General features: G+C 71.8%; 28 protein-coding genes and 2 pseudogenes. 12 read left to right on the top strand and 18 right to left on the bottom strand.

Annotated elements, in window-relative coordinates; translation table 11 throughout:
* Nucleotides 1–2 precede the first annotated feature (2 nt).
* Complete coding sequence (locus tag ACWC09_RS04860; RefSeq protein ID WP_450848528.1) at nt 3–776, bottom strand: ABC transporter ATP-binding protein; 774 nt, start codon at nt 774–776, stop codon at nt 3–5.
* Between the two features lie 206 nt (nt 777–982).
* On the opposite strand from ACWC09_RS04860, the gene ACWC09_RS04865 reads away from it, so the two are divergent.
* Nucleotides 983–1,222 carry a toxin-antitoxin system HicB family antitoxin gene (locus tag ACWC09_RS04865; RefSeq protein WP_450848530.1) on the top strand — a complete coding sequence of 80 codons (240 nt, stop codon included), beginning with the start codon at nt 983–985 and terminating at the stop codon, nt 1,220–1,222.
* A gap of 4 nt (nt 1,223–1,226) precedes the next feature.
* Nucleotides 1,227–1,601, top strand: a complete 375-nt coding sequence (locus ACWC09_RS04870; protein WP_450848531.1) for a fic family toxin-antitoxin system, toxin component — start codon at nt 1,227–1,229, stop codon at nt 1,599–1,601.
* A gap of 1 nt (nt 1,602) precedes the next feature.
* On the opposite strand, the gene ACWC09_RS04875 is transcribed toward ACWC09_RS04870, so the two are convergent.
* Both ACWC09_RS04875 and ACWC09_RS04880 read right to left on the bottom strand, forming a co-directional pair.
* Nucleotides 1,603–2,298 (bottom strand): class I SAM-dependent methyltransferase, encoded by a 696-nt coding sequence (locus ACWC09_RS04875; protein ID WP_450848533.1) that lies wholly within the window; start codon nt 2,296–2,298, stop codon nt 1,603–1,605.
* Nucleotides 2,299–2,370: 72 nt separating this feature from the next.
* Complete coding sequence (locus tag ACWC09_RS04880; RefSeq protein WP_450848535.1) at nt 2,371–3,057, bottom strand: esterase/lipase family protein; 687 nt, start codon at nt 3,055–3,057, stop codon at nt 2,371–2,373.
* Between the two features lie 115 nt (nt 3,058–3,172).
* On the opposite strand from ACWC09_RS04880, the gene ACWC09_RS04885 reads away from it, so the two are divergent.
* Nucleotides 3,173–5,398 carry a LuxR C-terminal-related transcriptional regulator gene (locus ACWC09_RS04885; RefSeq protein ID WP_450848536.1) on the top strand — a complete coding sequence of 742 codons (2,226 nt, stop codon included), beginning with the start codon at nt 3,173–3,175 and terminating at the stop codon, nt 5,396–5,398.
* Here the strand turns inward: ACWC09_RS04885 and ACWC09_RS04890 are convergent.
* From ACWC09_RS04890 to bioB, 4 genes are all read right to left on the bottom strand, one after another.
* The gene (locus tag ACWC09_RS04890; RefSeq protein WP_450848538.1) at nt 5,351–5,566 is read right to left on the bottom strand and encodes a hypothetical protein; all 216 of its coding nucleotides are present in this window, start codon (nt 5,564–5,566) and stop codon (nt 5,351–5,353) included. The two genes, ACWC09_RS04885 and ACWC09_RS04890, sit on opposite strands and share 48 nt — an antisense overlap.
* An 85-nt stretch (nt 5,567–5,651) precedes the next feature.
* On the bottom strand, nt 5,652–6,368 hold the full coding sequence (bioD, locus tag ACWC09_RS04895; protein ID WP_450848540.1) for a dethiobiotin synthase: 717 nt from the start codon (nt 6,366–6,368) through the stop codon (nt 5,652–5,654).
* 2 nt (nt 6,369–6,370) lie between these two features.
* The gene (locus tag ACWC09_RS04900; RefSeq protein ID WP_450848542.1) at nt 6,371–7,651 is read right to left on the bottom strand and encodes an adenosylmethionine--8-amino-7-oxononanoate transaminase; all 1,281 of its coding nucleotides are present in this window, start codon (nt 7,649–7,651) and stop codon (nt 6,371–6,373) included.
* Nucleotides 7,644–8,867, bottom strand: a complete 1,224-nt coding sequence (bioB, locus tag ACWC09_RS04905; RefSeq protein WP_450848544.1) for a biotin synthase BioB — start codon at nt 8,865–8,867, stop codon at nt 7,644–7,646. The genes ACWC09_RS04900 and bioB overlap by 8 nt, the downstream gene beginning before the upstream one ends.
* Nucleotides 8,868–9,014: 147 nt before the next feature.
* Between bioB and ACWC09_RS04910 the strand changes: the two genes are divergently transcribed.
* Entirely contained in the window at nt 9,015–10,142 is a 1,128-nt protein-coding gene (locus ACWC09_RS04910) for an 8-amino-7-oxononanoate synthase (protein ID WP_450848546.1), read from the top strand.
* Between the two features lie 41 nt (nt 10,143–10,183).
* Here ACWC09_RS04910 and ACWC09_RS04915 read toward each other — a convergent pair whose 3' ends face one another.
* Both ACWC09_RS04915 and ACWC09_RS04920 read right to left on the bottom strand, forming a co-directional pair.
* Nucleotides 10,184–10,411, bottom strand: a complete 228-nt coding sequence (locus ACWC09_RS04915) for a DUF397 domain-containing protein (protein WP_450848548.1) — start codon at nt 10,409–10,411, stop codon at nt 10,184–10,186.
* 9 nt (nt 10,412–10,420) lie between these two features.
* Complete coding sequence (locus ACWC09_RS04920) at nt 10,421–11,281, bottom strand: helix-turn-helix domain-containing protein (protein ID WP_450848549.1); 861 nt, start codon at nt 11,279–11,281, stop codon at nt 10,421–10,423.
* Between the two features lie 214 nt (nt 11,282–11,495).
* Here ACWC09_RS04920 and ACWC09_RS04925 point away from each other — a divergent pair, with 214 nt between their 5' ends.
* Entirely contained in the window at nt 11,496–11,951 is a 456-nt protein-coding gene (locus ACWC09_RS04925) for an ATP-binding protein (protein WP_450848551.1), read from the top strand.
* A gap of 123 nt (nt 11,952–12,074) precedes the next feature.
* Here ACWC09_RS04925 and ACWC09_RS04930 read toward each other — a convergent pair whose 3' ends face one another.
* The 3 genes from ACWC09_RS04930 to ACWC09_RS04940 all read right to left on the bottom strand — a co-directional run bounded on the left by ACWC09_RS04930 (nt 12,075) and on the right by ACWC09_RS04940 (nt 14,053).
* Entirely contained in the window at nt 12,075–12,548 is a 474-nt protein-coding gene (locus tag ACWC09_RS04930) for a C40 family peptidase (protein WP_450848553.1), read from the bottom strand.
* A gap of 553 nt (nt 12,549–13,101) precedes the next feature.
* Nucleotides 13,102–13,410: a hypothetical protein gene (locus ACWC09_RS04935; RefSeq protein ID WP_450848555.1), complete on the bottom strand. Its 309-nt coding sequence runs from the start codon at nt 13,408–13,410 to the stop codon at nt 13,102–13,104.
* Between the two features lie 7 nt (nt 13,411–13,417).
* A complete protein-coding gene (locus ACWC09_RS04940) occupies nt 13,418–14,053 on the bottom strand; it encodes an ATP-dependent Clp protease proteolytic subunit (protein ID WP_450848557.1) in 636 nt (211 codons plus the stop codon).
* 231 nt (nt 14,054–14,284) lie between these two features.
* On the opposite strand from ACWC09_RS04940, the gene ACWC09_RS04945 reads away from it, so the two are divergent.
* A complete protein-coding gene (locus ACWC09_RS04945; protein WP_450848558.1) occupies nt 14,285–14,509 on the top strand; it encodes a DUF2180 family protein in 225 nt (74 codons plus the stop codon).
* A gap of 39 nt (nt 14,510–14,548) precedes the next feature.
* Entirely contained in the window at nt 14,549–15,688 is a 1,140-nt protein-coding gene (locus ACWC09_RS04950; protein ID WP_450848560.1) for a site-2 protease family protein, read from the top strand.
* A gap of 263 nt (nt 15,689–15,951) precedes the next feature.
* Here ACWC09_RS04950 and ACWC09_RS04955 read toward each other — a convergent pair whose 3' ends face one another.
* The 4 genes and pseudogenes from ACWC09_RS04955 to ACWC09_RS04970 form a co-directional block, all read right to left on the bottom strand.
* Nucleotides 15,952–16,461, bottom strand: a complete 510-nt coding sequence (locus ACWC09_RS04955) for a flavodoxin domain-containing protein (RefSeq protein WP_450848561.1) — start codon at nt 16,459–16,461, stop codon at nt 15,952–15,954.
* Nucleotides 16,371–17,246: a universal stress protein gene (locus ACWC09_RS04960; protein WP_450848728.1), complete on the bottom strand. Its 876-nt coding sequence runs from the start codon at nt 17,244–17,246 to the stop codon at nt 16,371–16,373. The genes ACWC09_RS04955 and ACWC09_RS04960 overlap by 91 nt, the downstream gene beginning before the upstream one ends.
* Nucleotides 17,247–17,550: 304 nt before the next feature.
* Complete coding sequence (locus tag ACWC09_RS04965) at nt 17,551–18,441, bottom strand: universal stress protein (protein ID WP_450848563.1); 891 nt, start codon at nt 18,439–18,441, stop codon at nt 17,551–17,553.
* A gap of 196 nt (nt 18,442–18,637) precedes the next feature.
* Nucleotides 18,638–19,085, bottom strand: a pseudogene (locus ACWC09_RS04970) (ATP-binding cassette domain-containing protein); the annotation flags it as partial.
* Here ACWC09_RS04970 and ACWC09_RS04975 point away from each other — a divergent pair.
* Complete coding sequence (locus tag ACWC09_RS04975) at nt 19,037–19,234, top strand: hypothetical protein (RefSeq protein WP_450848737.1); 198 nt, start codon at nt 19,037–19,039, stop codon at nt 19,232–19,234. The pseudogene ACWC09_RS04970 and the gene ACWC09_RS04975 sit on opposite strands and share 49 nt — an antisense overlap.
* 197 nt (nt 19,235–19,431) lie before the next feature.
* Here the strand turns inward: ACWC09_RS04975 and ACWC09_RS04980 are convergent.
* Together ACWC09_RS04980 and ACWC09_RS04985 are read right to left on the bottom strand one after the other, a co-directional pair.
* Nucleotides 19,432–19,545: pseudogene (locus ACWC09_RS04980) on the bottom strand (transcriptional regulator); the annotation flags it as partial.
* 33 nt (nt 19,546–19,578) lie between these two features.
* On the bottom strand, nt 19,579–20,445 hold the full coding sequence (locus ACWC09_RS04985) for a CBS domain-containing protein (RefSeq protein ID WP_450848565.1): 867 nt from the start codon (nt 20,443–20,445) through the stop codon (nt 19,579–19,581).
* A gap of 183 nt (nt 20,446–20,628) precedes the next feature.
* Between ACWC09_RS04985 and ACWC09_RS04990 the strand changes: the two genes are divergently transcribed.
* From ACWC09_RS04990 to ACWC09_RS05005, 4 genes are read left to right on the top strand one after another with little or no spacing between them, the layout of a single operon-like run.
* Nucleotides 20,629–21,093 carry a hypothetical protein gene (locus tag ACWC09_RS04990; protein WP_450848567.1) on the top strand — a complete coding sequence of 155 codons (465 nt, stop codon included), beginning with the start codon at nt 20,629–20,631 and terminating at the stop codon, nt 21,091–21,093.
* Between the two features lie 10 nt (nt 21,094–21,103).
* On the top strand, nt 21,104–22,030 hold the full coding sequence (locus ACWC09_RS04995; RefSeq protein WP_450848569.1) for a hypothetical protein: 927 nt from the start codon (nt 21,104–21,106) through the stop codon (nt 22,028–22,030).
* A complete protein-coding gene (locus tag ACWC09_RS05000) occupies nt 22,014–23,453 on the top strand; it encodes a V-type ATPase 116kDa subunit family protein (RefSeq protein ID WP_450848571.1) in 1,440 nt (479 codons plus the stop codon). The genes ACWC09_RS04995 and ACWC09_RS05000 overlap by 17 nt, the downstream gene beginning before the upstream one ends.
* Nucleotides 23,450–23,872: an ATP synthase subunit C gene (locus tag ACWC09_RS05005; protein WP_450848573.1), complete on the top strand. Its 423-nt coding sequence runs from the start codon at nt 23,450–23,452 to the stop codon at nt 23,870–23,872. The genes ACWC09_RS05000 and ACWC09_RS05005 overlap by 4 nt, the downstream gene beginning before the upstream one ends.
* Nucleotides 23,873–23,874 lie beyond the last annotated feature (2 nt).

A 23,874-nucleotide genomic window follows, 5' to 3' on the forward strand; every position in this document is an offset into this window, starting at 1 on the left:
GTTCACGCCTCCTCGTCGGCCTCGAACTGGGTGCGGATCACGTCGAAACGCTTCATGCGCTCCAGCACCGCCTCGGCCGTCGGATGCTCCATCTCGTCGACGATCCGTCCGTCCCCGAGGAAGAGCACGAGGTCGGAGTGGGCCGCGGCCCCCGGGTCGTGGGTGACCATGACGACCGTCTGCTCCAGCTCGTCGACCGCCTGGCGCAGAAACGCGAGCACCTCCAGGCCGGCCCGTGAGTCCAGGTTGCCCGTCGGCTCGTCCGCGAAGATCAGCTCGGGCCGGGAGACGAGCGCCCGCGCGCAGGCGACGCGCTGCTGCTGGCCGCCGGAGAGCTGGGACGGCCGATGCCTCAGCCGGTCCCGCAGCCCCAGCGTGTCGATGATCTGGTCCAGCCACTTCTCGTCGGGCTTCTTGCCCGCGATGTCCATGGGCAGGGTGATGTTCTCGGCCGCGTTCAGTGTCGGGATCAGGTTGAAGGACTGGAACATGAAGCCGATCCGGTCACGCCGCAGCCGGGTCAGTTCGCGGTCCTTCAGCCCCGTGATCTCGGTGTCGCCCAGCCACACCTGACCGGCCGAGACCGTGTCGAGACCGGCGAGGCAGTGCATCAGCGTGGACTTCCCGGAGCCCGACGGCCCCATCACCGCGGTGAAGCGGCCGCGCGCGATGTCCACGTCCACCGAGTCGAGGGCGAGCACGGTCGTCTCGCCCGAGCCGTACGCCTTGGTCAGACCGCGGGCGCGGGCCGCGTCCCGCGCTGCAGATGTGGACAACGCTGCCTCCTCCGTGGCCGGCCACTCGTGGATGCCCACGCTAGTGTGACTGAGCGCACACCCGATATCCCCCGTGGGGCCGAGGCGGTCTCCACCGCAGGTCGTGCCCCTGATATCGGTGTAAGGGGCATGCTCCACCTGGGGGAGGACCTGCCGCCCATGGAGGCCCCCTTGCGGCGCTAGCACTTCGGCGCTAGCTTCGAAGTATGGCGAAGACCCAGCTGAACGTGAGAGTGGACGAGGGCACGGCCCGTGCCGCTCGGGAGCGTGCCCTGGCCCGGGGCATGAGCGTCAACCGGTACATAGAGGAACTCGTGAGACAGGACACCGGAGAGGTCGGCCAGACCTTCGTCGAGGCCGCCGCCGACTTCATGAAGCAGTACGAATCCGTGTTCGCGGACGAGTTCGGCACCGAGAACGAGAGCCCGCGCGAAGGTCGCCGCTGATCCCTTGAACAACCTCAGCATCGATCTCGCCTGGCTGCTCATGCTCGCCGAACAGAGGACGCCCGGTGACCCCCAGGTCATCGACTGGGGCGCCCTCGTCGCGGCCGTCGCACGGCACGAGGCCGAGATATTCGACGTCCCGGTCTACGACAACCCGCACGCACGCGCGGCGGCCCTGCTCCAACTCCTCATCCACGTCCCGGCGTTGGAGCGCTCCAACGCCCTGTTCGCCTCGGCCGTCGCCTACGCCTACCTCGTCGCCAGCGGCCTCAGGGTCACCACCTCGCCGGTTCAGGTCCGCGACCTGGCGCGCATGGTCAAGAAGGGCAACGCCACGGTGTACGACATCGCGGCGGAGCTGCGCGGCTGGACGATGTGAATCAGCCGGCCGTCTCGGTGGGCTGCGGTCGCCATGCGGTGCCCAGCACGCAGTACGAGGTGGGCAGCCTCGGCCCCCTCTCCGGCATCAACAGCCGCCGGTAGGGGCCGAGTTCGAAGCCGGCGGCGCGCAGGGCGGCGACCGGGTCGCGGGCCAGGTGGCAGCCGCCGTTCAGCGGCGGCCACAGGGTGCGGTCCAGGGCGCGCTGGGTGAAGGTCATCGCCGGTCCGCCGCCCCGGCCGTGCTCGAAGAACCGCACGACACCACCGGGCCGCAGCACCCGCCGTACCTCCGCGAGCGCCCGCGACACGTCCCGCACACTGCACAGCACCAGCGAGAGCACCGCCGCGTCGAAGGCCTCGCTCTTGACGGGCAGCGCCTCCGCCGCGCCCGGTGCGACATCCACCGGGACCTCGGCGCGCAGGGCGTTCTCGACGGCCAGCTGCCGCAGCAGACGCTCCGGTTCGATCGCGACCACCTCCGAGACCGTGCTCGGATAGTGCGCGAAGTTCAGTCCGTTGCCCGCACCGATCTCGATCACCCGCCCGGCCAGTCCGGACAGCAGACGGTCGCGGACTGTGCCCATCCCCATCCGGGTCTCGGCGGAGACGCTGATCCTGGCGTAGTAGCGGGCGAACAGCGGATGGTGCACGGGATCCCGGGCCACCTGGGCGGAGCCGGGGGAGCGTAGCGGCATGGGGACCTCCATCACAGGACGGGCCTTACGGCGATTCTCCCCCGTAAGGCCCCCGCGCACCCCCGCAGCAGGTCAGGCGATGAAGTCCCGCACCTGCTCGTAGACGCCGTGGTCGTTGTTCATGTCGGTGTGCGAGATGCAGCCGGCGTCGACGTTGGTGGCGCCGGTCAGCAGGGCCGAGCTGTTCGGTACGACGGCCTCGTCGCAGTCCGACCAGTAGCTCGCGTACGACACGCTGCCGGGCGTCTCGTCACCGGAGTTGAGGGCGGTCAGATACGAACTGCCGATCTGCATCTCCTTGCAGGACGTGTACAGCCACGCGCACCACGAGGCGACGGACGTGCCGTGGTTGACGCCGGCGACCGAGACGAAGTCGTCGACGTACGACGTCCCGCCGAGGTTCTTGAGGTAGTAGCGGGAGGAGAGCGCGCCCATGGAGTGGACGACCAGGTCCACCTTCGAGGCGCCCGTCTTCGCGAGCACGCTCTTGATCTCGGCGGCCAGTTGCGAGGCCGTGGTGGCGTTCGACTGCGACCAGTCGTACGACCACGCGTACAACTCGGAGGACGTGTAGCCGTCCGCCTCGAAGTCCGAGATCCAGTCGTCCCAGCTGCTCGCGTCGCTGCTGAGGCCGTGGACGAAGACGACGGGGTTGTGGGTCGCCGCGTGAGCGGGCGCGGCGGCGAAGGAGAGGGACAGAAGGAGCGATGCGGCCACGGCCGAGAGTGCCGTGGCGATACGACGCTTGATGCGCTGCATGATGCCTCCTGACACGGGTGGGTTCGCCAGGAGTGTCAACTCGGGTCTACGCGCGCCGCATCGGCGAAATCGCCGGTCTTTACGGTTCAATTAACCCGCCAGTAACATCAGTTGTGTGGTGACTCCGGTGAACCCGCAACCGCTCGACCGCACTTCGCCACCGAGACGCACGGCGTCCGACCTCCCCGAGGGCGTCCGCGTACGGGTCCTGCACGCCGTCTACGGCGATCCGCGCGCCGCCGCCGAGCTGGCGGGGCTCCTCACCGACCGCGAGTCGGCCGGCCTCGACCCGCTGCCGACCCAACCCGCCGAACTGGCCCCGGAGTTGCTGCGGTCCCAGCGCGCCGAGATCCGCGCCCTCCCGGACGACACCCGCCTCCTGCTGCTCCTCGCCGCCGCCGACCAGTACCCGGTCGCCACCCACGCCTTCCTGCGCGCGGTCGCCGCCGCCCGCCTCGACACCCGCCCCCTGGAGGCCGCCGAGACCGCCGGCACCGCGCACGCCGGGGCGGGCGGGGTCGTCTTCCGTGACGCCTGGACGAGGATCGCCGCGTACGAGTCGGGATCGCCGTCGGACCGGCGCGAGGTCCACCGGCTGCTGGCCCGCGTCCTGAACGGCCAGGGCGAGGCACCGCGCCGCTCCTGGCATCGGGGCGCGGGGGCCCTCGGCCCCAGCGGGCGGCTCGTGGCGGAGCTGGTCGCGGCCGCGGGACAGGCCAGGACGACCGGCCAGCTCACCCTCGCCCGCGCCTTGTCGGAACACGCCGCGACCCTCTGCCCCGACCTGCCCGCACGGTCCCGCCTGCTCACCCGCGCCGCCACCGACGCCTGGCAGGCGGGCGACGCCGACCGCGCCCGCCGACTGGCCGCGAGGGGATCTGCCGACGACGCGCTCACGGGCCTGTTCGCCCTGCGCGCGGAGAACGCGACGGAGGCCTTCGACGCGCTGCTGGGGGCGGTGCCCCGGAGGGAACGGGCGGTACGGCGAAGAGACGACGACGTGCGGAGAGGGAACGGTTCTGCGGAGTCGTACGCAGACACCGACGCGACCCTCCTGCTCGCCCGTGCCACCGAAGCCGCCATCTACACCGGTGACCTGCGGCGATGCCGTGACGCTGCCCGGGCCGCCGACCGGATGGGCGTCGTACCGCCCGGCACGCTGGGTGGGCTCGCGGCGGCCTTCGAGGGGCGGTACGAGCAGGCGCGGGACCTGCTGGAGGCCGCGGCCGGGCGATGTGCTCCGGGGGACGAGCCGACCCTGCTCGTGCACGCGGGCATCGCCGCGCTCATGCTCGGCGACCACACCCGTGCCGCCACCGCCACCCAGCGGGCGGCCGCGTCCGCCCGCACGCGGGGCGTGACCGCGACCGCCGTACAGGCGCTGGAGTTCCATGCGTACGCCGACTTCTGGGCCGGCCGCCCGCACGCCGGCGCGGCCACCGCGACGGACGCCCTCAGACAGGCCTATGCCACCGGTCAGGACAACGGCGCCTGCCATCTGCAGGCCGCCCTCGCCATGTTCGCGGCGGTCACCGGCGACGCGGACACCTGCCGTGAACGCGCGGCGGCGGCACGGTCGTACGCCCTCGGCCGGGGCCTCGGTCTGCCCGCCGCGCTGGCCCAGTGGGCGCTCGCCTTCCTCGACCTCGCGGACGGCCGTTTCGCCGGCGCCACCGCCCGGCTGCGCGCGCTCGCCGGGTTCGGCCCGGGGCACGGCCACCGCGCCATCCGCCACCTGGCGACCCCGCACTACGTCGAGGCCGCCGTCCGCACCGGCGACACCCGCGTCGCCCGCGCCGCGCACGCCGACTACGACCGCTGGGCACGCGCCGTGCGCAGCCCCGACGACCTGGCCCTCAGCGCCCGTTGCCGCGCCCTGCTCGCCCCCGGCGCCGAGGCGTTCGACCACTACCGTGAGGCCCTCGACCTGCACGCCCACGGCACCCGGGACTACGAACGCGCCCGCACCGAGCTGCTGTTCGGCGCCGCGCTGCGCCGACTGCGCCGCCGTACGGAGGCCCGCGACCGCCTCTACAGCGCGCTGGAGGCCTTCGAATGCTTCGGCGCCCCGCACTGCGCCGCCCAGGCCCGCGCCGAACTCCGCGCCCTCGGCGCCCCCGCCACCCCCGTCCAGCCCCACGATCCCGCCGGCCGCCTCACGGCCCAGCAACTGGTCATCGCCCGTATGGCCGCCGACGGCGCCACCAACCGCGAGATCGCCGCCCGCCTGGCCCTGAGTCCACGCACCATCGACCACCATCTGCGGGGTGTGTTCTCCCGGTTGGACATCCGGTCACGGATCGAGCTGGTACGACTGCTCGGAGAGGGCGGTGGCTCCTGACCCGTCGGCCCCCGAACCGCCTTCGGTGTCGCCCAGCGCCAGTGGTAGGTCGGCGGTGACCGTGGCGCCCTGCGGGGTGGTGCGGATGGTGAGGCGGCCGCCGATCTGCTCGACGCGCCCGTGCAGGGACTGGATGCCCACTCCGCGACGGCCGTGAAGCAGGTCCACGTCCAGGAGCTGCAGGACAGCGGCCTTCCGCGCGACGTTCGTTCGTGGGCTCGGTGGCGGTGTTGTTCCAGCGACTGTGATGCCGCTACGGCGCCTCCCGCACCCGGAACTCCTCCGCGTCCCACGTGCCGTCCAGCCGCGAGGCGAGCCACCTCGGGGCCGCCGTACGGAAGTCGGCGGGGGCGAGTGCCCCCACCCCCATGGGCAGGGCGCCCAACAGGGGCGCCCCGGCCACCTCGGGCAGGTCCGTGATGTTGCAACGCATCGCCAGGTCGGGGGAGTTCGGCCAGCCGCCAATGACGACACCCAGCAACTCCACGCCTCGCGAGCGCAGTTCACGGGCCGTCAGTTCCGTGGTGTTCAGGGTGCCCAGCCCCGCCGACGCCACCACCAGCACCGGTGCCCGCAGCAGTTCCGCCGCGTCCGCCAGGGTGCCGCCCGTCTCGTCGAAGTGGACGAGCAGGCCGCCCGCCCCCTCCACCAGCACCAGGTCGTGCTCGATGGCCAGCTTGGTGGCGGCCTCGGCGACGTCCTGCGGGTGCACCGGTGTCATCCCGGCCCGGCGCGCGGCCGTCGCCGGAGCCAACGGCTCGGGATAGCGGGCGAGTTCGGTCGCCGTGACGGCACCCGCGAGGTGCGCGACCTCGTCGGCGTCCCCGCGCTCGTCCGGTCGTACGCCCGTCTGCGCGGCCTTGAGGACGGCCACCGAACGGCCTGCCGCCGACGCCGTCGCGGCGACGGCGGCGGTCGTGATCGTCTTGCCGACCTCCGTGCCCGTTCCCGTGATCACCAGGATCGGCATGCTCATCCTTCCCGTGCCGCGGCGCACACCGCACGCGCGATCCGTGCCACGTCCCCGTCACCGGTGACGTACGGCGGCATCGCGTAGATCAGGTCGCGGAACGGCCGCAACCACACGCCCTCGCGCACGGCCGCCTCCGTGGCCGCCTTCATGTCGACGGCATGGTCCAGTTGGACGACTCCGATGGCGCCCAGGACACGCACGTCCTGCACACCCGGGATGTCGAGAGCCGGTGTCAACCCGTCCCGCAGCCCCGCCTCGATCCGCTTGACCTCGGCGAGCCAGTCCTGCCCGAGCAGCAGCTCGATCGACGCGCAGGCGACGGACGCGGCCAGGGGGTTGCCCATGAAGGTCGGGCCGTGGGCGAGCACCGGGACCTCGCCCTGCGAGATGCCGTCGGCCACGCGCGCCGTGCACAGCGTCGCCGCCATCGTCATATAGCCGCCGGTCAGCGCCTTGCCCACGCACATCACGTCCGGCGTCACCGCCGCGTGCTCCGCGGCGAAGAGCGCGCCCGTGCGGCCGAAGCCCGTCGCGATCTCGTCGAACACCAGCAGCACGTCGTGCGCGTCACACGCCTCGCGCAGCACCCGCAGATACGCGGGGGAGTGGAACCGCATCCCGCCCGCACCCTGCACCACCGGCTCCACGATCACCGCGGCCAGCTCGTCGGCGTGCCGAGCGATCGCCGAGCGCAGTTGTTCGGCGTACGACTCCTCGTACTCGGCCGGTGGCGCGTCCACGAACACCTGGCGGGGCAGGACCCCGGTCCACAGCTCGTGCATCCCGCCCTCGGGGTCGCAGACCGACATCGGCTGCCAGGTGTCCCCGTGATAGCCGCCGCGCCAGGTCAGCAGGCGTTGCTTCGAAGGGCGGCCCAGAGAACGCCAGTACTGCAGGCACATCTTCACCGCGACCTCGACCGACACCGAGCCGGAGTCGGCGAGGAAGACATGCTCCAGGCCGTCAGGAGACATGTCGACAAGGAGCTTCGCCAGCCGTACGGCGGGCTCATGGGTGAGCCCGCCGAACATGACGTGGCTCATCCGGCCGAGCTGGTCGCGCGCGGCCTCGTTGAGCACCGGGTGGTTGTAGCCGTGGATCGCCGACCACCAGGACGCCATCCCGTCGACCAGCTCGCCCGAGCCGTCCGCCATCCGCAGCCGCACCCCGCTCGCCGACTCCACGACGAGCGGTTCGACCCGGCCTGGCATCGGCCCGTACGGATGCCACACGTGCCGCCGGTCGAGCTCCAGCAGCTCGGGGACGGGCAGGTCAGGCATTGGGTGCGAGGTCCGTTCCGGCACCGCGACGGCGGACCGCGACCAGGTCGGTGCGCGGCTCGTTCACCGCGGACGCGGCGGCGACGGCCGTACCGCAGACACCGCCACCCTCGTGCGACCCGCACCCGGCGTCCTCGTGCGACCCACAGCCGCCACCGGAGGGCGAACCACAGCCGTCACCGGCGTGCGACCCGCAGCCCCCGCCCGCGTTCACCCGGTGCTCGGGCAGCGTCACCTGGTCGGCACCCTCGACCTCGAAGCCGGCGTCGGCGATCATCTCCAGGTCGGCCTTGCCGGCCTGGCCCTCGGTGGTGAGGTAGTCGCCCAGGAAGATCGAGTTGGCCAGGTTGAGGGCTACGGGCTGCATCGAGCGCAGATGGACCTCGCGGCCGCCCGCGATGCGCACCTCGATGTCGGGGCAGACGAAGCGGACCATCGCCAGGATGCGCAGACAGCGCTGCGGGGTGAGGTTCCACTCCTTGGCCAGCGGGGTGCCCTCGACCGGGATCAGGAAGTTGACCGGCACCGAGTCCGGGTCGAGTGCGCGCAGCGAGAAGACGACGTCCACCAGGTCCTCGTCACTCTCGCCCATGCCGGCGATCAGACCCGAGCAGGCCGACAGTCCGGCCGCGTGCGCCTTGTTCACCGTGTCGACGCGGTCGGCGTAGGTGTGGGTGGTCGTGATCTCCCCGTACGTCGACTCGGACGTGTTGAGGTTGTGGTTGTAGGCGTCCGCGCCCGCCTCGCGCAGCCGCTCGGCCTGGCCGTCGGAGAGCAGACCGAGACAGGCGCAGACCTCGACGCCCTCGTTCTGCTCCTTGATCGCTTTGATGGTGCCCGCGACCCGGTCCACGTCACGGTCGGTCGGACCGCGCCCGGACGCCACCAGACAGACCCGCTTGGCGCCGCCGGCCAGCCCCGCGGCGGCGGCCTGCGAGGCCTGCTCGGGCTTGAGCCAGGTGTACTTCAGGATGCCGGTGGAGGAGCCGAGCCGCTGGGAGCAGTAGGAGCAGTCCTCGGGACACAGCCCGGACTTCAGGTTGACGAGGTAGTTGAGTTTCACCCGTCGCCCGAACCAGTGCCGGCGCACCTTCCCGGCCGCGGCCACCACATCGAGCACGTCGTCGTCGGAAGTGGCGAGGACGGCCAGAGCTTCCTCGCGGGTCGGCAGCTCGCGCCGAAGCCCCTTGTCCACCAGCGTGTTCAGCAGGTCCATGAGAGCCGATCCTGTCTTACCGACCCGCTCGGGGCCAAGGAGAGAATGAACAAGACGTGCCCTTCACCGTGTGTGTATTGCCACATCATGGGGTGCGCCTCCTGCGGCTAGTGTCTGTCCACTGCCTACAAAAGCCCCGGAGGAGCCATGGCGTTCGGCTGGATCGACGAGCAGGCGGAGCTGCGCCGCCGCGCCGGCCTCGTACGGACCCTGCGGCCGCGGCCGGCCGACTCCCCGCTCCTCGATCTCGCGAGCAACGACTACCTGGGCCTGACCCACCACCCCGAGGTCGCCGAGGGCGCGGCCGAGGCCGCGCGGACCTGGGGCGGCGGCTCGACCGGATCGCGGCTCGTGACCGGTACGACCGAGCTGCACACCGAGCTGGAGCGCGAACTGGCCGCCTTCTGCGGCTTCGAGGCGGCGCTGGTCTTCTCCTCCGGCTACGCGGCCAACCTCGCCGCGGTCACCGCGCTGGCCCCGCACGGCTCGCTGATCGTCTCCGACGCCGGCAACCACGCCTCGCTGATCGACGGCTGCCGGCTGGCCCGGGGCGGCACACAGGTCGTGCCGCACTCCGACCCGGAGGCGGTGCGCAAGGCGCTGGGGACACACGAGGGCACCGCGGTCGTCGTCTCCGACACGGTCTTCTCGGTCGACGGGGACGCGGCCCCGCTGGCCGAGTTCGCCGAGGCGTGCCGCGAGCGGGGTGCGGGGCTGCTGGTCGACGACGCGCACGGGCTGGGTGTGCTGGGCGACGGGGGCCGGGGCGCGCCGTACGCGGCGGGGCTCGCGGGTGCCGACGACGTGGTCGTGACGGTCACGCTGTCCAAGTCGCTCGGCAGCCAGGGCGGAGCCGTACTGGGACCGGCCAAGGTGATCGACCACCTCGTCAACGCCGCCCGGACCTTCATCTTCGACACAGGGCTGGCCCCCGCCGCGGCGGGCTCGGCCCTCGCGGCCCTGCGGCTGCTGCGCCGCGAGCCGGAGCGGGCGGCACGCGCGCGTACGGTGGCCGCCGAACTGCACGCACGGCTGACGGCCGCGGGGCACGAGGCGGTACGCCCGGACGCCGCGGTCGTCTCGGTGCGCGCGCCGTCCCCGGAGGGGGCCGTGCGATGGGCGGCCGACTGCCGTACGGCAGGCCTCGCCGTGGGCTGTTTCCGTCCTCCTTCCGTGCCCGACGGCATCTCCAGGCTCAGGCTGACCGCCCGCGCGGACCTCTCCGAGGCTCAGATCACACGCGCTGTACGGGTGATCGGCGAGACGCGACCATGAGTCGGCGTGACACGGCCGGGTGCCGCACGATCACGGACTGATCAGGACTTGAACGCCGCCGTGAAGCCCGCCCAGCTCTCGGGGGAGAAGAGCAGCGCGGGTCCGGCGGTGTCCTTGGAGTCGCGCACCGCGAGCAGCCCGGCCCAGGGGCCGGAACGGGGCAGTGCCGTCTCGACGCAGTTGTTGGCTCCCGTGCTGTAACTGCTGCGCAGCCACCGCACGTCGTGCAGATCGGTACGGGAAGGTACGTTCCGAGGCAGTGCGGACATGGTGCCTCCTTACTCGCCGTCAGCTAACCCGGCGATGTAATCCAACGATTCCTCGGGTGAAAGGGCGTGGATCCGAAGGGCGTCGAAGGCCTCCGTATAGGCCCGGAGGTCTTCTTTCCGCTCGAGGTAGAGGCTACTCGTCAAGTGGTCGAGAACAACCACATCCAGATCAGAAGTGCTCGAAAATGAGAAGATTACGAAAGGTCCCGTGACGCCGACATGTGCCCCGGCAGTGAACGGCAGCACCTGAAGCCGCACTTGGGGCAGGAGCGCCGCCTCCAGGAGCCGCTCCCGCTGACGGGCCATGACATCCGGGCCGCCGATCTCCCGGTGCAGCACCGCCTCGTCCAGGACCGCGCTCAACTCCAGCGGCGGATCGGAGCGCAGGACGTCCTGGCGGGCCAGCCGCACCTCCACCAGCGCGTCCAGCCGCTCGTCGTCCAGGCCGTCCACCGCGGCCCGGGTGACCGCCCGCGCGTACTCCGGTGTCTGCAGCAGACCGGGCACCACGGACGTCTCCAGCGTGCGCATCGCGCTCGCCTGGGACTCCAGACTGATGAAGTCCCGGTAGGTGGGCGGAAGGATCCCGCGATAGGCGTGCCACCAGTGATGCCGGCCGCCGTCCTCGTCGGACCCCGCCAACACCAGGAGCAACTCCCGCAGTGGGGAGTCGGCGACGCCGTAGGCATCGAGGAGTGACCGCACATCGGCCGGTTTCACACCGCTGGCGCCGGTCTCGATCCGGCTTACCTTGGACTGGTGCCAGCCCACCAGCCGGGCCGCCTCGCCACTGGTGAGCGCCGCGCTCGTGCGCAGCGCGCGCAGTTCGGCGCCCAGTTTCCGGCGGCGCACCGCGGGACCGTTCTGCATGCGCTACTCCTTTACTCCTTCCGGGCCGCCCCAATACGGTCTCCCGTCGTAGAGTTCACCGCTTCGAGCGACAGATATATGCATATCTTGGTGGATCGCCACCCGTCACCGGCCCGGTAATGGCAGTCTGGCGAAGAAGCACCAGTCCGGGACCGTACTCGAACCACCGGCTCCGTGCCGGACTCCGGTCCCGTGGGAAAGGGACGACGTCGTCATGGCAGACCACCTGGAAGCATCCGTCACTCTGCCGAGCGAGCCGCTGTCGGTCTCCGCGGCCCGCGGCTACGTCCTCACGACCCTGGCGGAGTGGGGGCTGCCCGCCGACACGGAGGTCGCCGAGACCATCCGTCTCATCGTCTCGGAACTCGCCACCAACGTCGTACAGCACACCTTCGGGCAGTCACCCACCTTCACGGTGGACCTGCGACTCGACCGTGACGAACAACTGCGCATCGGCGTCACCGACAGTCATCCGCGCTTTCCCAAACGACTGCCCGCCGCCGTCCAACAGGACAACGGGCGGGGCATGGTGATCATCCGTTGGCTGGCCGCCGAGTCCGGCGGCAAGCTGCATGTGCGGCCCACCAGAGGGGGCGGCAAGACGGTCTCCATCGAGCTCCCGTGGACTGTGCCCGCCCAGCCCGTCAGGGCGGGGCAGCAGGAGCCGTAGGAAGGCGTCAGAGGCCTTTGGGAAGCGAAGGAGCTGCCGCGCCCTGGCTCGGGTGCGCGCAGCTCCTGAAGCGGCAGCCCGCGGGGCGACGGGCGGTCAGGTCGCCGTCGCCCCGCGGGAGTGTCAGCTGACCCGGCCGTACCAGACGCTCTTGGTCCAGATCTTCTGCAGCCTCACCACGTCCCCGGTCCTGGGGGCGTGCCAGATCTTCCCCTTCCCGGCGTAGATACCGACGTGGTAGACGTTCGACCCCGAGTGGAAGAACACGAGGTCTCCGGCCTTGCGGCTCTTCGCGGAGATGTGGTGGGTCTTGTTGTACTGCTGGGCTGCCGTACGAGGGAGCTTCTTGCCCGCCTTCTTGTACGAGTAGAGCGTGAGCCCCGAGCAGTCGAAGCGGCCGGGTCCGGTGGCGCCCCACTTGTACGGGGAGCCCTTTTTGGAGGCCGCTACCTGAAGTGCCTTCGTCGCGGGCGTCGCGGCCGCGGCGTCGGAGGCGACACCCGGTATCACGACGGAGCCGCCCACAGCGGCGATGGTGAGGGCCGAGGCCGTACCGGCTCGGACCATCAGCGACGGGACACGATTGAGCGCAGTCATGCGCAACCCTTCGTCAGCCGCCTGTGAAGGATGACCTGTCGGATTCGGGCTGGCGAAGTTGCCCGGCCGCTGACGCGGCTTCACCCCAAGGGCTGCGCGGCCCGGTCATGGCGTGACCGTCCCGGCGACCCGTCGTGCTTGGGTCCTCCACTCCTGCCGATCCACTCCTGTCGACTCGGTCATCCGGGCGGCGGCAGGACTCGGCGTCCACCCGGACCGCCCCGCCGCTGTGGCGGGGGCTTGTCGTCAGACAGGGATCTTGACTCAAAGATGTCCGAAAATCCCAATGGAACCGGGGGTTTGTGTTGTTACTCACCACTCGCCTGTTCGGGTGGACACCTCGTTGTTCGAAGAGGCGTCGGGGACTCGTTGAGCCCCGGACCAGCGACGGAATGTCCCATTCCGTCCTCCGGCCACGCGCGTTGCGCAACTTTGACGGTCGCGAAAAAGGACCCGGGAGTCCTCCAAATGGGGGTACGCCGTTTGGTCCGTTTCAACCCCGGTCCGGACGCTCCGAAGCATTGACGGATCGTCCGGACCGCTCGTACGGCCGTCAACTGTCGGAGTGCGGCGGCACGGTGACCCGGGCCGTGCGCCGCTCGCCGTCGAGGACCCTCAGAGCCCGCCCCAGAGTGGGGGCGTGCAGTTCGGTCTCACCCCGCTGGTGCATCAGCGCCAGCGCGTCGCGCAGTTCGGCGGCCTTCGACACCAGCGCCTGGGCAGCGCGCAGTCCCCGGTACGTGTCCCCGTGGTGCGCCGGGTTGATACGGCCGAGCAGGTCCACCACCTCGAGGTAACGGTCGATCAACTCGCCCTCGGCGCGGGTGAGGGCGGGCAGCGGCGGGAGTTCGGGTGGGAGCACCGGTCGCTCACCGCCCGGTCGGCGGCGCGAGCGTGGACCTGCGGCTCGGGATGATCCGGTCGATCAGTCCGTACTCCACGGCCGCCTCGGCATCCAGGATCTTGTCCCGCTCGATGTCCACGGTCACCTGCTCCGGGCTGCGCCCGGTGTGCCGTACGAGCATCTCCTCCAGCCGGGCCCGCACCCGCACCAACTCGTCGGCCTGGATGGCCAGATCGCTGGCCTGTCCCTGCAGGGGCTCGGCCACCTCCGGCTGGTGGATCACCGCGCGGGCCCCCGGCAGCATGAACCGCTTGCCCGGCGTGCCGGCGGCCAGCAGCACGGCCGCCGACGACCCCGCCTGCCCCAGGCAGGTCGTCTCCACATCGCAGGCGACGTACTGCATCGTGTCGTAGATCGCCGTCATGGCGCTGAAGGAGCCGCCCGGTGAGTTGATGTACAGCGCGATGTCCCGGTCGGGGTCCTTGTGCTCCAGGTACATGAACTGCGCCATCACGTCGTTCGCCGACGTGTCGTCGATCTGGGTCCCGAGAAAGACGATCCGCTCCTCCAGCAGCTTCGAGTACGGATCCATCGACTTGTGTCCGTAGCTCGTGCGCTCGGTGAACTCGGGCAGGACATAGCGGGCGGACGGTCGGGTCATGGCGTACCCCTCCTTCGACGTCTGTAAGAAATGTACAGGACGTACGTGACGCGTGGGGGGCGACCTGTGTCGTGCTGGAGGAAGGTGGCCAGGGGCCCCGAGGTGCTCGGACAGCCCGCACGACGGTGAATCACGGCCGGTGGTCCCCTGGAAGGGACCGACCGGCCCGCCCCGAGTCACCGCTCCGTGTCCGACGATGAAGGTGCGGAACGCGGTGAGGGGAGGTGCGTCGTGAACTGCTACGACTGCGCACTCGTGGACACGGCGGTGCCGGCGGTCGCGGTGTGCGACCGCTGCGGGTGCGGGGTGTGCGTGCAGCATGCCCACGTCTCCGGACTGCTGGTGGAGCGCATGGCCGGCACGGGGCGGGGTTACGGGCGGAATCTCGCGCGGCGTGTGACGTGCGGGGCGTGCCGTGAGGCCGAGGTGTTCGACCACGTGCGGTGCGCCGGGTGAATGTGAGGGAAAGCCGTACCGGGGAAGGCAAGGAGTCCGGTGAAGGAGACACTGCCTCTGGGGCGGATCGCCGGCGTCCGCGTCGGCCTGCACTGGAGTGTGCTGGTCATCGTCGGCCTGGTGGCCGTCATGCTGGCGGGCGGCCGTTTCCCCCAAGCCCATCCCGGCCATCCGGGCTGGGTCTACTGGGGGCTTGCGCTGCTGGCGGCCGTCGTGTTCATGGCCTCGCTGCTGGCGCACGAACTGGCGCATGCGATCGTCGCCCGGCACAACGGCGTCCAGGTCGACGGCATCACGTTGTGGATGCTCGGCGGTGTCGCACGCCTGCACAGCGAAGCCCCCACACCGGGTGCGGAACTGCGCATCGCCGCGGTGGGGCCGCTCACCAGTGCGGCGGCCGGCGGGCTGTTCACCGGCCTGGCGCTGTGGCTGGACGCGCTGCACACATCGGGGGTCGTGGTCGAGGCCGTCGCCTGGCTGGCCGCGATCAACGTCATGCTCGCCGTCTTCAACGCCATACCCGCCGCACCCCTGGACGGCGGGCGGCTGCTGCGGGCGTTCATCTGGCACCGCACCGGCGACCGGCTCCGGGCCACCCGGGGCGCGACAGCCGCGGGTCGCCTGCTGGGCTGGTTCATGGTCGTGACCGGATTCGCGGCCGTGCTGTTCGCCGACGATCTGTCCGGGCTGTGGCCGGCCTTGATCGGCTGGTTCCTGATCGCCACCGCGACCTCAGAGGAACGGCAGGCACAGATGCGCGGCGTACTGGACGGCATCCCCGTCAGCCGTGTGATGACCCGTGACCCGGTCACCGTCCCCACCACAGCGACCGTTTCCCACTTCCTGGCAGAAGGTCCGTTCGGCCACTACCGTCACTCCGCCTTCCCCGTGCTCGCTCCGGACGGCACGGCAGCCGGACTGATCACCGTCGTACTCGTCAACCAGCTTCCGCTTCGGGCCCGCAGCACCACCACGATCGGTGACGTGATGCGTCCGATCTCCGACGTTGTGACGGCCGCCCCGGACGACCTGGTCGTGGACCTGCTGCCCCGCCTGGAGACGAGCAGGGACCGCCGGGCCCTGATCATCGACGACGGACGGTTGGTCGGCATCGTCACGCTCGCCGACGTCAGCCGTGCCCTGGCCTGGCTGACGACGGCCACCCGGCCCCGCTCCTGAGATGAGCGACCCGCCCGTGCACCACGGCCGAGAGCACCCGAAGCAGGTGCGGTCGCGGAACAGTCCTACGCGGTCTTCGTACGGAACCACGAACTCACCGTCGACCAGCCCGTCGAGGCCGGCGGCGCCAACGAACACCGCAGTTCTGGCAGCTGTTCGCTGTCCTGCTGGTCGCGGCCATGGGGGTGACGTTCGCCCTCACCGCTGTCCTCGACGTGCTCGCCGTCCGTATGAGTTCCAGGCCGCTGGGTGATGGCCCGCCGTCACCCGCGAGCCAGCTCGTCGGCGATCCCGGACGCCCAGCGGTCGACGGCGTCCCAGTCGCGGTAGTCACCGAACCGACCGCCCACCAGGTGGAACAGGATGCGTCCGGTTCGGGGCAGATGGTCTCGTGCGATGACACCGGAGAACAACCGGTGGTCCCGGAACGTCAGGTCCCGGGGCAGCCTCTCGACGATCACCGGCTTCTCCTTGGGCGCCAGGCGCTTCCAGGGGCCGCGCAGCGCGCCCGGCATCCCGACGCTGAAGATCCACACAGGGCGGGAGCCCAGTACGTCGAGGTTGTCGCGCACGAAGTCGTGGGCCGCATCCAGCCAGGTCTGCCCGTGCACCGCGCTGCCCAGGACGAACGCCCGGTACGCGTCGGCGTCGTCCACCGTCTCCAGGCTCCTCGCTTCGGCCTTCAGCCCCGCCTCGCCCAGCTGGGCGGCCAGCCGCTCGGCGACGCCGCGTGTCGAGCCGTGAGCGGTCGCGTATCCCACCAGAACGTCCATGACGTCACCTCGATGTTCCTCGATCTCTTCGGGCGTGCCTTGGCGGTGGACGCCCGACGATCAGCGTGTGGCCGCACCCCTGTTGCGGAATTCCATGGAGTCTGCCGTCTGTTGTGCGGTTCAGCTTCCGGCCGTGGAGGGCGCCCCGGCGGCGACGAGCGCCGACGCGGGCCTCCGCGGGGCGGGAACCGCGACCACGGGACCGTCGCCTGGCGCAGGCAAGCGCGGGCTACTTGACCCGTCGCGGTCCGGTCGTACTGGTCGTGGGGCGTGCGCCCGAGCGCGAGCGGCCCCTCCGTCACGACCGCGCGTACGAGACTGTCGCTGCGCGCCCCGAAGACGTCGCGGAGCGTCGGGGCGAGCAGTTGTGCCCCCCTCGCTTGCCGCTCGGCGAACGGCGGACGCGCCGTGACGGGGCCGCAGGGGGCGAACCGTGGGCAGGCCGGCTCCCAGACGTGCACGGAGACGACGTCCGTGTGCGGCGCGTGAGCCTGCCGGGTCGTCCGGCGCAGTGCCTCCCCGGGCGCCTCCGACCCGTCTACGCCCACCACGATGCCGTGGCCGGCGGCGAGTTCCGTCATGGCAACCTCCCCGGATGGCCTGCTGCTCCCACCGTGCCCCGGACCGGGCGGGCGAGGCGTGGGCCGACCGGCTCCGAGCGGGTGCCGAACGGGCCGCTCCTGCGGCGGCCGCGAGGGGACCTGCGGTTCCTCACCGCCTGGTCGAGTCGGAGGGGCGCGTGCATGTCGGTGGCCGGAGGGTGCGCGGCACCTCTTGCTGTGCATGACTACCGGTGCGCTGCCGTACCGGTGGCGGTCAGGAGCGGTGGCGGTGGTCCTCGCCGCCACGCTGGGCGTCGAGCCGAGGAGGGGCCGTCCGGTTCTCCGGGCCGCCGCGGGGCCGATGTGCTGCGGGCGCCGCTGCGTGACCACTGGATCCTCACTCCCGCCTCGCCGGTCCCCCAGACGGCTTGACGTCGGCAGCGAGACCCCTTGGGGCCCCGAATCGCCGTGCCGGCCGTCGGAACGGGGACCGGGCACGGCGCGTGGTGCAGCGTCGCGTGCGGGACCGGCCGTCGCCCCGGGTGTATCAGTCGTGCGGGACGACGGCGACCGGGCACGGCGCGTGGTGCAGCGCCGCGTGCGCGACCGGCCCGAGCTTCCAGGTCAGGTGCGACGGATGCCGTCGGCGGCCCACGACCACCAGTCCACTGTGCGCCGTGGCGTACAACAGCACCGCCGCGGCTGGACCGGTCGAGACCTGTTCGACGACGGGGATGTCGGGAAACTTCTCCCGCCAGGGCGCGAGCGCGGCCGCTAGCCGTATGCGTTCCTCCGCCTCGTAGCGGCTGTCGGCGCGCCCGGCGGCCAGCGTGTGCGGGTAGGGCACCAGGCTGGACAGTGGGAGGGCCCGCACGGCACGCACCCGCATCCCATGCGACCCGGCGGTGGCGAACGCGAAGTCCAGCAGGGGGTCGACGGCCGGTCCCGGCTCCTCCACGCCGACCACGACCTCATCGCGGTCCGCCGCAGCGGGGTGCCCCCAGCCGTCCTCGACGGCGGGGTCGCCGGCCCGGACGGCGACGGCCGGACACTGTGCGCGCCCCAGGACGTGCAGGCTGATGGAACCGAGCAGGAAGCTCGCCGTCGATCCGTGTCCGCGGGAGCCGAGCACCAGCAGCGCCGCGGTCCCGCTGAGGTCCAGCAGTGCCTCCGCGGCGGGGGACGAGGCCAGTTCCGTGGTCAGGGTCAGACCGGGGCACCGGCGGCGCAGTTCGGTCTCCGCCCGTTGAAGTGCCCGTCCCCCGTACTGCTGCTTGCCCAGGGCGTCATGGGCGGCAGGCACGTCGAGCGGCTGGGTGGTCCAGGAGTGGAAGAGAAGGAGGGGCAGTCGCCTGTCCACGGCTTCGCGGGCCGCCCACCATGCGGCCGCCATGCCGGCTGGGGAGCCGTCGAGTCCGACGACGACAGGACCGGTCATACGGCACCTCCGGTGTCGGCGCGGCACACGGGGATCGCTGCGCCGCGCGCACTCCCCCACTTCGGTCACTTCCAGGGTCGTCGCCGGACGGGCGTCGGGGCGAGGGTCGGACGGTTCGCTCCCGGGGGCCGTCAGGCCCTGAAGCGGATCGGCCGGCCGGGAGGGGCTGAACCATTGAGAGTCGCGGCGAGCCGTACCCCGTACTCGAGACCGCCGGTCCGTCGCCCGTGGTCATGGCCTCGGCCTGGTCGGAGGGCGGTTCGTCCATCAGGAACACCTGGGGTTCGCGGGCGCCGGCGCGTCCCATGGTGACGCGCTGGCGCCGGCCTCCTGAACCCGCTGCTGCACACGGGGGTTTGGGCACCTGCGATCTTGGCGGCGAAGCCCATGTTGTCGGCCGTCGTCATGTGCGGGTACAGGGCGTGGTTCTGGAACACCATCGCGATGTCGCGGTTCTTGGCCGGCTGGGGCCTCAGGCCCTTCAGGCACTGAGGGAGGGTCACGTCCCTCTCGCCGATGCGGATCGAGCCGGAGGGCCGCACCAGGAATCTCCCCCTCCCGGGAATCTCCCTACAGCCCGGCCCTGGAACGGCTGTTGGCGCAGCCGCAGTGGCCGACCGGCCCCTTCCCGGGCCGGTCGGCCCCTTCGTCCTCCGCGAGCGCGTTCCTGTACCTCGTCGCCTGGCCGTTGATCCTCGTGGCCGTCGTGCTGGCCGGCTGGACGGAGGACCGGGCGGCGAAACGCCCGATACGCCTCTGGCCACGACCGGTTCGGCAGACCGAAGGAGCGTGAGGGGCTCACATCGGAGGGCTTGTGTGATGAGCAGCTCAGGACCGCGCGGCCCGGTACGCGGCATCGAGCCAGTCGGCGCCGCGCGTCGCCCGTACCCAGTCGACGAGGCGGGCCTGCGAGTCGACGATCACATTGGTGCGGCGTGGTGGCCCCTTCGGAGCCTCGAAGGTCGAGGGTGGCGCTGCGGGGGATGAGCAGGGCCGGACGATGTCGATCTCAGCCGTCAGCGTCTCGACGACGTCGCGCGCGCCGTCGTGGAGGTGGAACGCTTCCAACGGTCAGAAGGTGCGCTCCGCGGTGAAGGGGATCACCCAAGAGACCGAAGGCCCAACTCGTGGCCCTCCTCATACGGCGATGAGGTGGTCCACCACCGCGACCACATCCGCGATCTCTTCCACCGCCGACTTCAGCCGCGGGATCAGTGCGGCGTCAAGTGAACCCCTGAGCATGACCATGCCGTTCAGGACCTGCACCTGCACACGTGCCGGATCAATGCCCAATTCGCCTTCGATGACGCCGCTGACGACCTCCGCCCGGATGGCCGCGTCGTCCCTGACCAGAGCCTGCAGCAGCTCACTGCGGCTGATGACACCCACCAGATGTCCCTTGTGGTCGGTCACGAACAGCTGCCTGATCCGGGAACGGGCGGCCGTGCGCGCCGCATCGATCACCGGGGTCCAGGGCTGGACCGTGAGCGCCGGCGCGGTCATCAGGGTGGCCGCCGTCTCTCCCGCGTCCGCGGCGTGCGGTCGCAGTATCCGGGCGAAAGCGCCGGGACGATCGCCCGCGGCGAGGGATGCCGCCCGGGCGAGGAGGTCGGACTCCGCGATCACACCGATCACCCGTTGGGCGGCGTCCACCACGGGAACGGCACCTGTCTGCCGGCGGGCCAACATCCGGGCGACGTCCAGGAACGGCGTGTCGCCGGGAATTCCGGCCACGGACCGCCTCATGACGTCGCGTACCTGAAGCTCCGCGATCGTGTCCGCCTTCTCACCACGGCGCCGGGTCGTGCCCACTCCGGTCTTCGCGGCGGGGAGCGGCGTCCCGACGGCGGCGTCCGCCGAGTGCGAGTGGGAGGCCATGGCCTGCAGATAGCGCACCATCATGTCCCGGTGGAACTCTTCGGCCGGTGACGGGGCGAACAGCGGCACGCGATGCCGTGCCTCCGCCGACGCGGCGGCGTGTTCTTGTGCCTCTCGGTCCTGCATGGCTACCTCCCACCGTGCGTGGAGACCACGACCCCTGTGTTCTCAACGTCTCGCCGCAGCATCGGCCATGACAGGGCCGAGCGGCCCCTTCCGCAGGGCGAACAGCCCTAGAGAGGCTTTCGTGACCTTCGTACTGTGGAAAGTGGGCCATGGCCAGCGCCGACGTCGGGCCCGGAGGTGCTCATGCTCGGGTTCCGGGAGTTGCGCATACGTCTTCGCCCGGCCGGTTCACCCGGCCCGGCCGCCCCGGGGGGTGTCCCCGCCGACCGGTCCGCCGAGCTCACGGCCGAACTGGGACCCCCGCTCTCGCAACTGGACGACGCGGCGGCCGAGGCCGACCGGATCCGTGCCGCCGCCGCCCGAGAGGCGGAAGCGCGACGCCGTGCCGCAGCCCGACGGGCCGAGGACACGGTGCTGGCGGCGCGGGAGCGGGCCCTGGAGGTCAGAAGCGAGACCGCGGCGCGCATCCGGGAAGAGACCGCCGCCGAGGTCGAACGGACGGACGCCTCGTCGCGGCGGATGGTGGAGGCGCTGCGCGAGAGGGCGCACGAGCGCACTCCCGCCTTCGCGGCGCGCATAGTCGCTCGGGTGGCGGGCGAACTGACTGTGGGCCGAGGCATCGAGCAGGGCGGACCGGGCTCGGGCTAGGAGGTTTGCGATGGGCGCGGGCTGGGTCGCGGGAGTGACACGGGCCAGGTCCATGGCCGTGGGACGCCTCGGCCCGGACCGGGCACGGGAACTGGCTGATGCGGCCACCCTGTCCGATGCCCTGCACGCACTGGCCGGCACCTCGTACCGGCGCGCCCTCGATACGGAGACCGAGTCCGCCGAGGCCGGACGGGCGGTCCTCGGCGCCCTGCTGTGGCAGCTGAGGGTGCTCGCCGGATGGCAGCCCCGCCTGGGTGCCGCCGCCGTACGCCAGCTCGCCGCCGGCTTCGAGATCGCGAACACCTGCGACCATGTGCGCAGCCTGTCCGGCGAACCGCGGCCCGCGCCGTACCGGCTGGGAGCGCTGTCGACCGCCTGGCCCCGGCTGGCCCGGACCGTGTCTCCGGGCGAGGTGCGGGCCGTGCTGACCGCCTCCCCGTGGGGAGACCCCGGGGGCGAGTCGGCGGCGGTCGTGGCCACCGGGATGCGGCTGTCGGCGGACGCCCGCCTCGTGGCCGACCTCCCGCCCGCGGCCCGGTGGGCGGCCGGCGACGCCGCGCTGCTGGTGGCGCGCGAGACCTTCCTGCGGGGCCGTGGCCCGACCGGACGGGCCACGGCGTACGCCGAGCGGATCCTGGGCCGGTCCGCCGTGCGGGCTTCGTCCTACGACGACTTCCGCGTCCGGCTGCCATCGGCGGCCCGCTGGGCGCTGGAGGGCACCGAGCGGCCCGCGGACCTGTGGCGGGCCGAGGCCCGCTGGTGGTCCGAGGTCGAGAGGGACGGCCTGCGGATGCTGCACAGGGCGCGGTTCGACGTGTCACCGGTCGTGGGCGCGACCGCGATCCTGAGCGTCGACGCGTGGCGGGTGCGTGCCGCACTGGTGGCGGCCGCATACGAGGGCCGGGCGCAGGAGGACTTCGATGACCTCCTGGAGTGACTCCCTGACACCGGCGGCACCCGTCCGCATGCAGCGCGTGGCGGTCGTCGCCCCCCGTGCCGCGCTGCGGGACGTGCTGGTGCGAGTGGCGGACGCGGGCTGCGTGGAACTGGACCGCGCCGACGACGCGGCCCGGGGCACGGGACCGGCGGCACGGCGGCTTCAGGCGCTGCGTGCCGAACCCGCCACACCCCTGATCTCCCGCACGGCACCTGATCTCGACGCCCTCCGCGCGGCGGGCCGGGCCGACCTCCTGGCGGGCGAGGCACAGCTCGAGGCATACGGCGAGGCCGCGGTGCGCCGTACCGCGGTGGCCGCCCTGGCCGGCTGGTGCCCTGTGACGGAGGTGCCTCGGCTCGGCAGGCGACTGGCCGATGCGGGAGGCGCCGTCGTACCCCTGCGCGCGCCGCGCGGCATGGACCCGCCGACCCAACTGCCTGCCACGGGCCCGATACGGCGCTCCCTCGTGCCTCTGGTGCGCACCTACGGCACGGTCCCGTACGCCGACGTCGACCCCACGCTGCCCGCGGGGATCGCCTACGTCGTCATGTTCGGGATGATGTTCGGCGATGCGGGCCACGGCGCCCTGCTGCTCCTCGGCGCGTTGCTGCTGCGGCTCGGACGCCCCCGCCGACTGGCGTCACTGCGTCCCGTATGGCCCTTCGTCGCCGGGGCGGGGCTGGCGAGCACCCTGGCGGGATTCGCCTACGGGGAGTTCTTCGGCCCTACGGGCGTGCTGCCGGTGCTGTGGCTGAACCCGCTCGACGAACCGGTGCGCCTGCTGGCGAGTGCCGTCGGATTCGGCGTGCTCCTGCTCGCCCTGGCCTACGCCGCGGGCATCGTCAACCGCTGGCGGGAGAGCGGACCGGGCGGAGCCCTGTACGCGCCGTCCGGCATCGCCGGCGCCGCCGTGCTCCTGGGGTTCACACTGGTCGCCGGGGGCGTCGCCCTGCATCTGCCGGTGCTCACGGTGAGCGGCTCGGTGGTCGCCCTGGCGGGGCTGCTGCTGGCCGGCGCGGGGCTCTTCGCGGCGTCGGGAGGTGGCGCCGCCGGCGGCCTGCAGACCGGCATCCAGCTCTTCGACGTGGTGGTCCGGATCGGGTCGAACACCATCTCCTTCGCGCGGCTCGCGGCGTTCGGGCTGACCCACGCCGCGCTCGGCGACATCGTCTGGCAGGGCACCACGGGCCTGGCCGGGGCCGGGCCCGCGATGCTCGTCGCCGCGCTCCTCGTTTTCGTCCTCGGCAACGCGCTCGCCTTCGCGCTCGAGGCGCTGGTCGCGGGTGTGCAGGCCCTGCGCCTGGAGTTCTACGAGCTGTTCTCCCGGGTCTTCGACGCCGAGGGCCGCCCGTTCCGGCCCTGGCACGTGCCGACACAACCCGAACACGTGCCCACCCCACTCGAAACGGAGGCGATGACATGATCGCCTGGCTGGTCGCGCTGCCCGTGCTCGTCGCGGCGTTCGCCGTCACCCGTCGGCTGCTGCGCCGCCGTAGTCCGAAGGTGCTGCGGTCGATCCTCGCGGCGGACGCGGCACTGTTCACCGGAGCCCTCGTGCTCCTGCTGGTCGCGCTGAGCGACGGTTCGGCACAGGCCCACACGGCCACCGCAGCCGCGCAGAGCTCCGGCTCCCATTCCGCGGCGCTCATCGGCGCCGCCATCGCGGTCGCCGGCGCCTCCATCGGCGCGGCGATCGCCGTCGCCTACACCGGGGCCGCCGCGCTGGCGGTGATGAGCGAGCGCCCCGAACTCTTCGGCCGGGCCATGGTCATCGTCGGTCTCGCCGAGGGCATCGCCATCTACGGCCTGGTCGTCGCCATCATCCTGCTCGGAAAGACCTGACC

This window comes from Streptomyces sp. NPDC001617 (assembly GCF_053596855.1).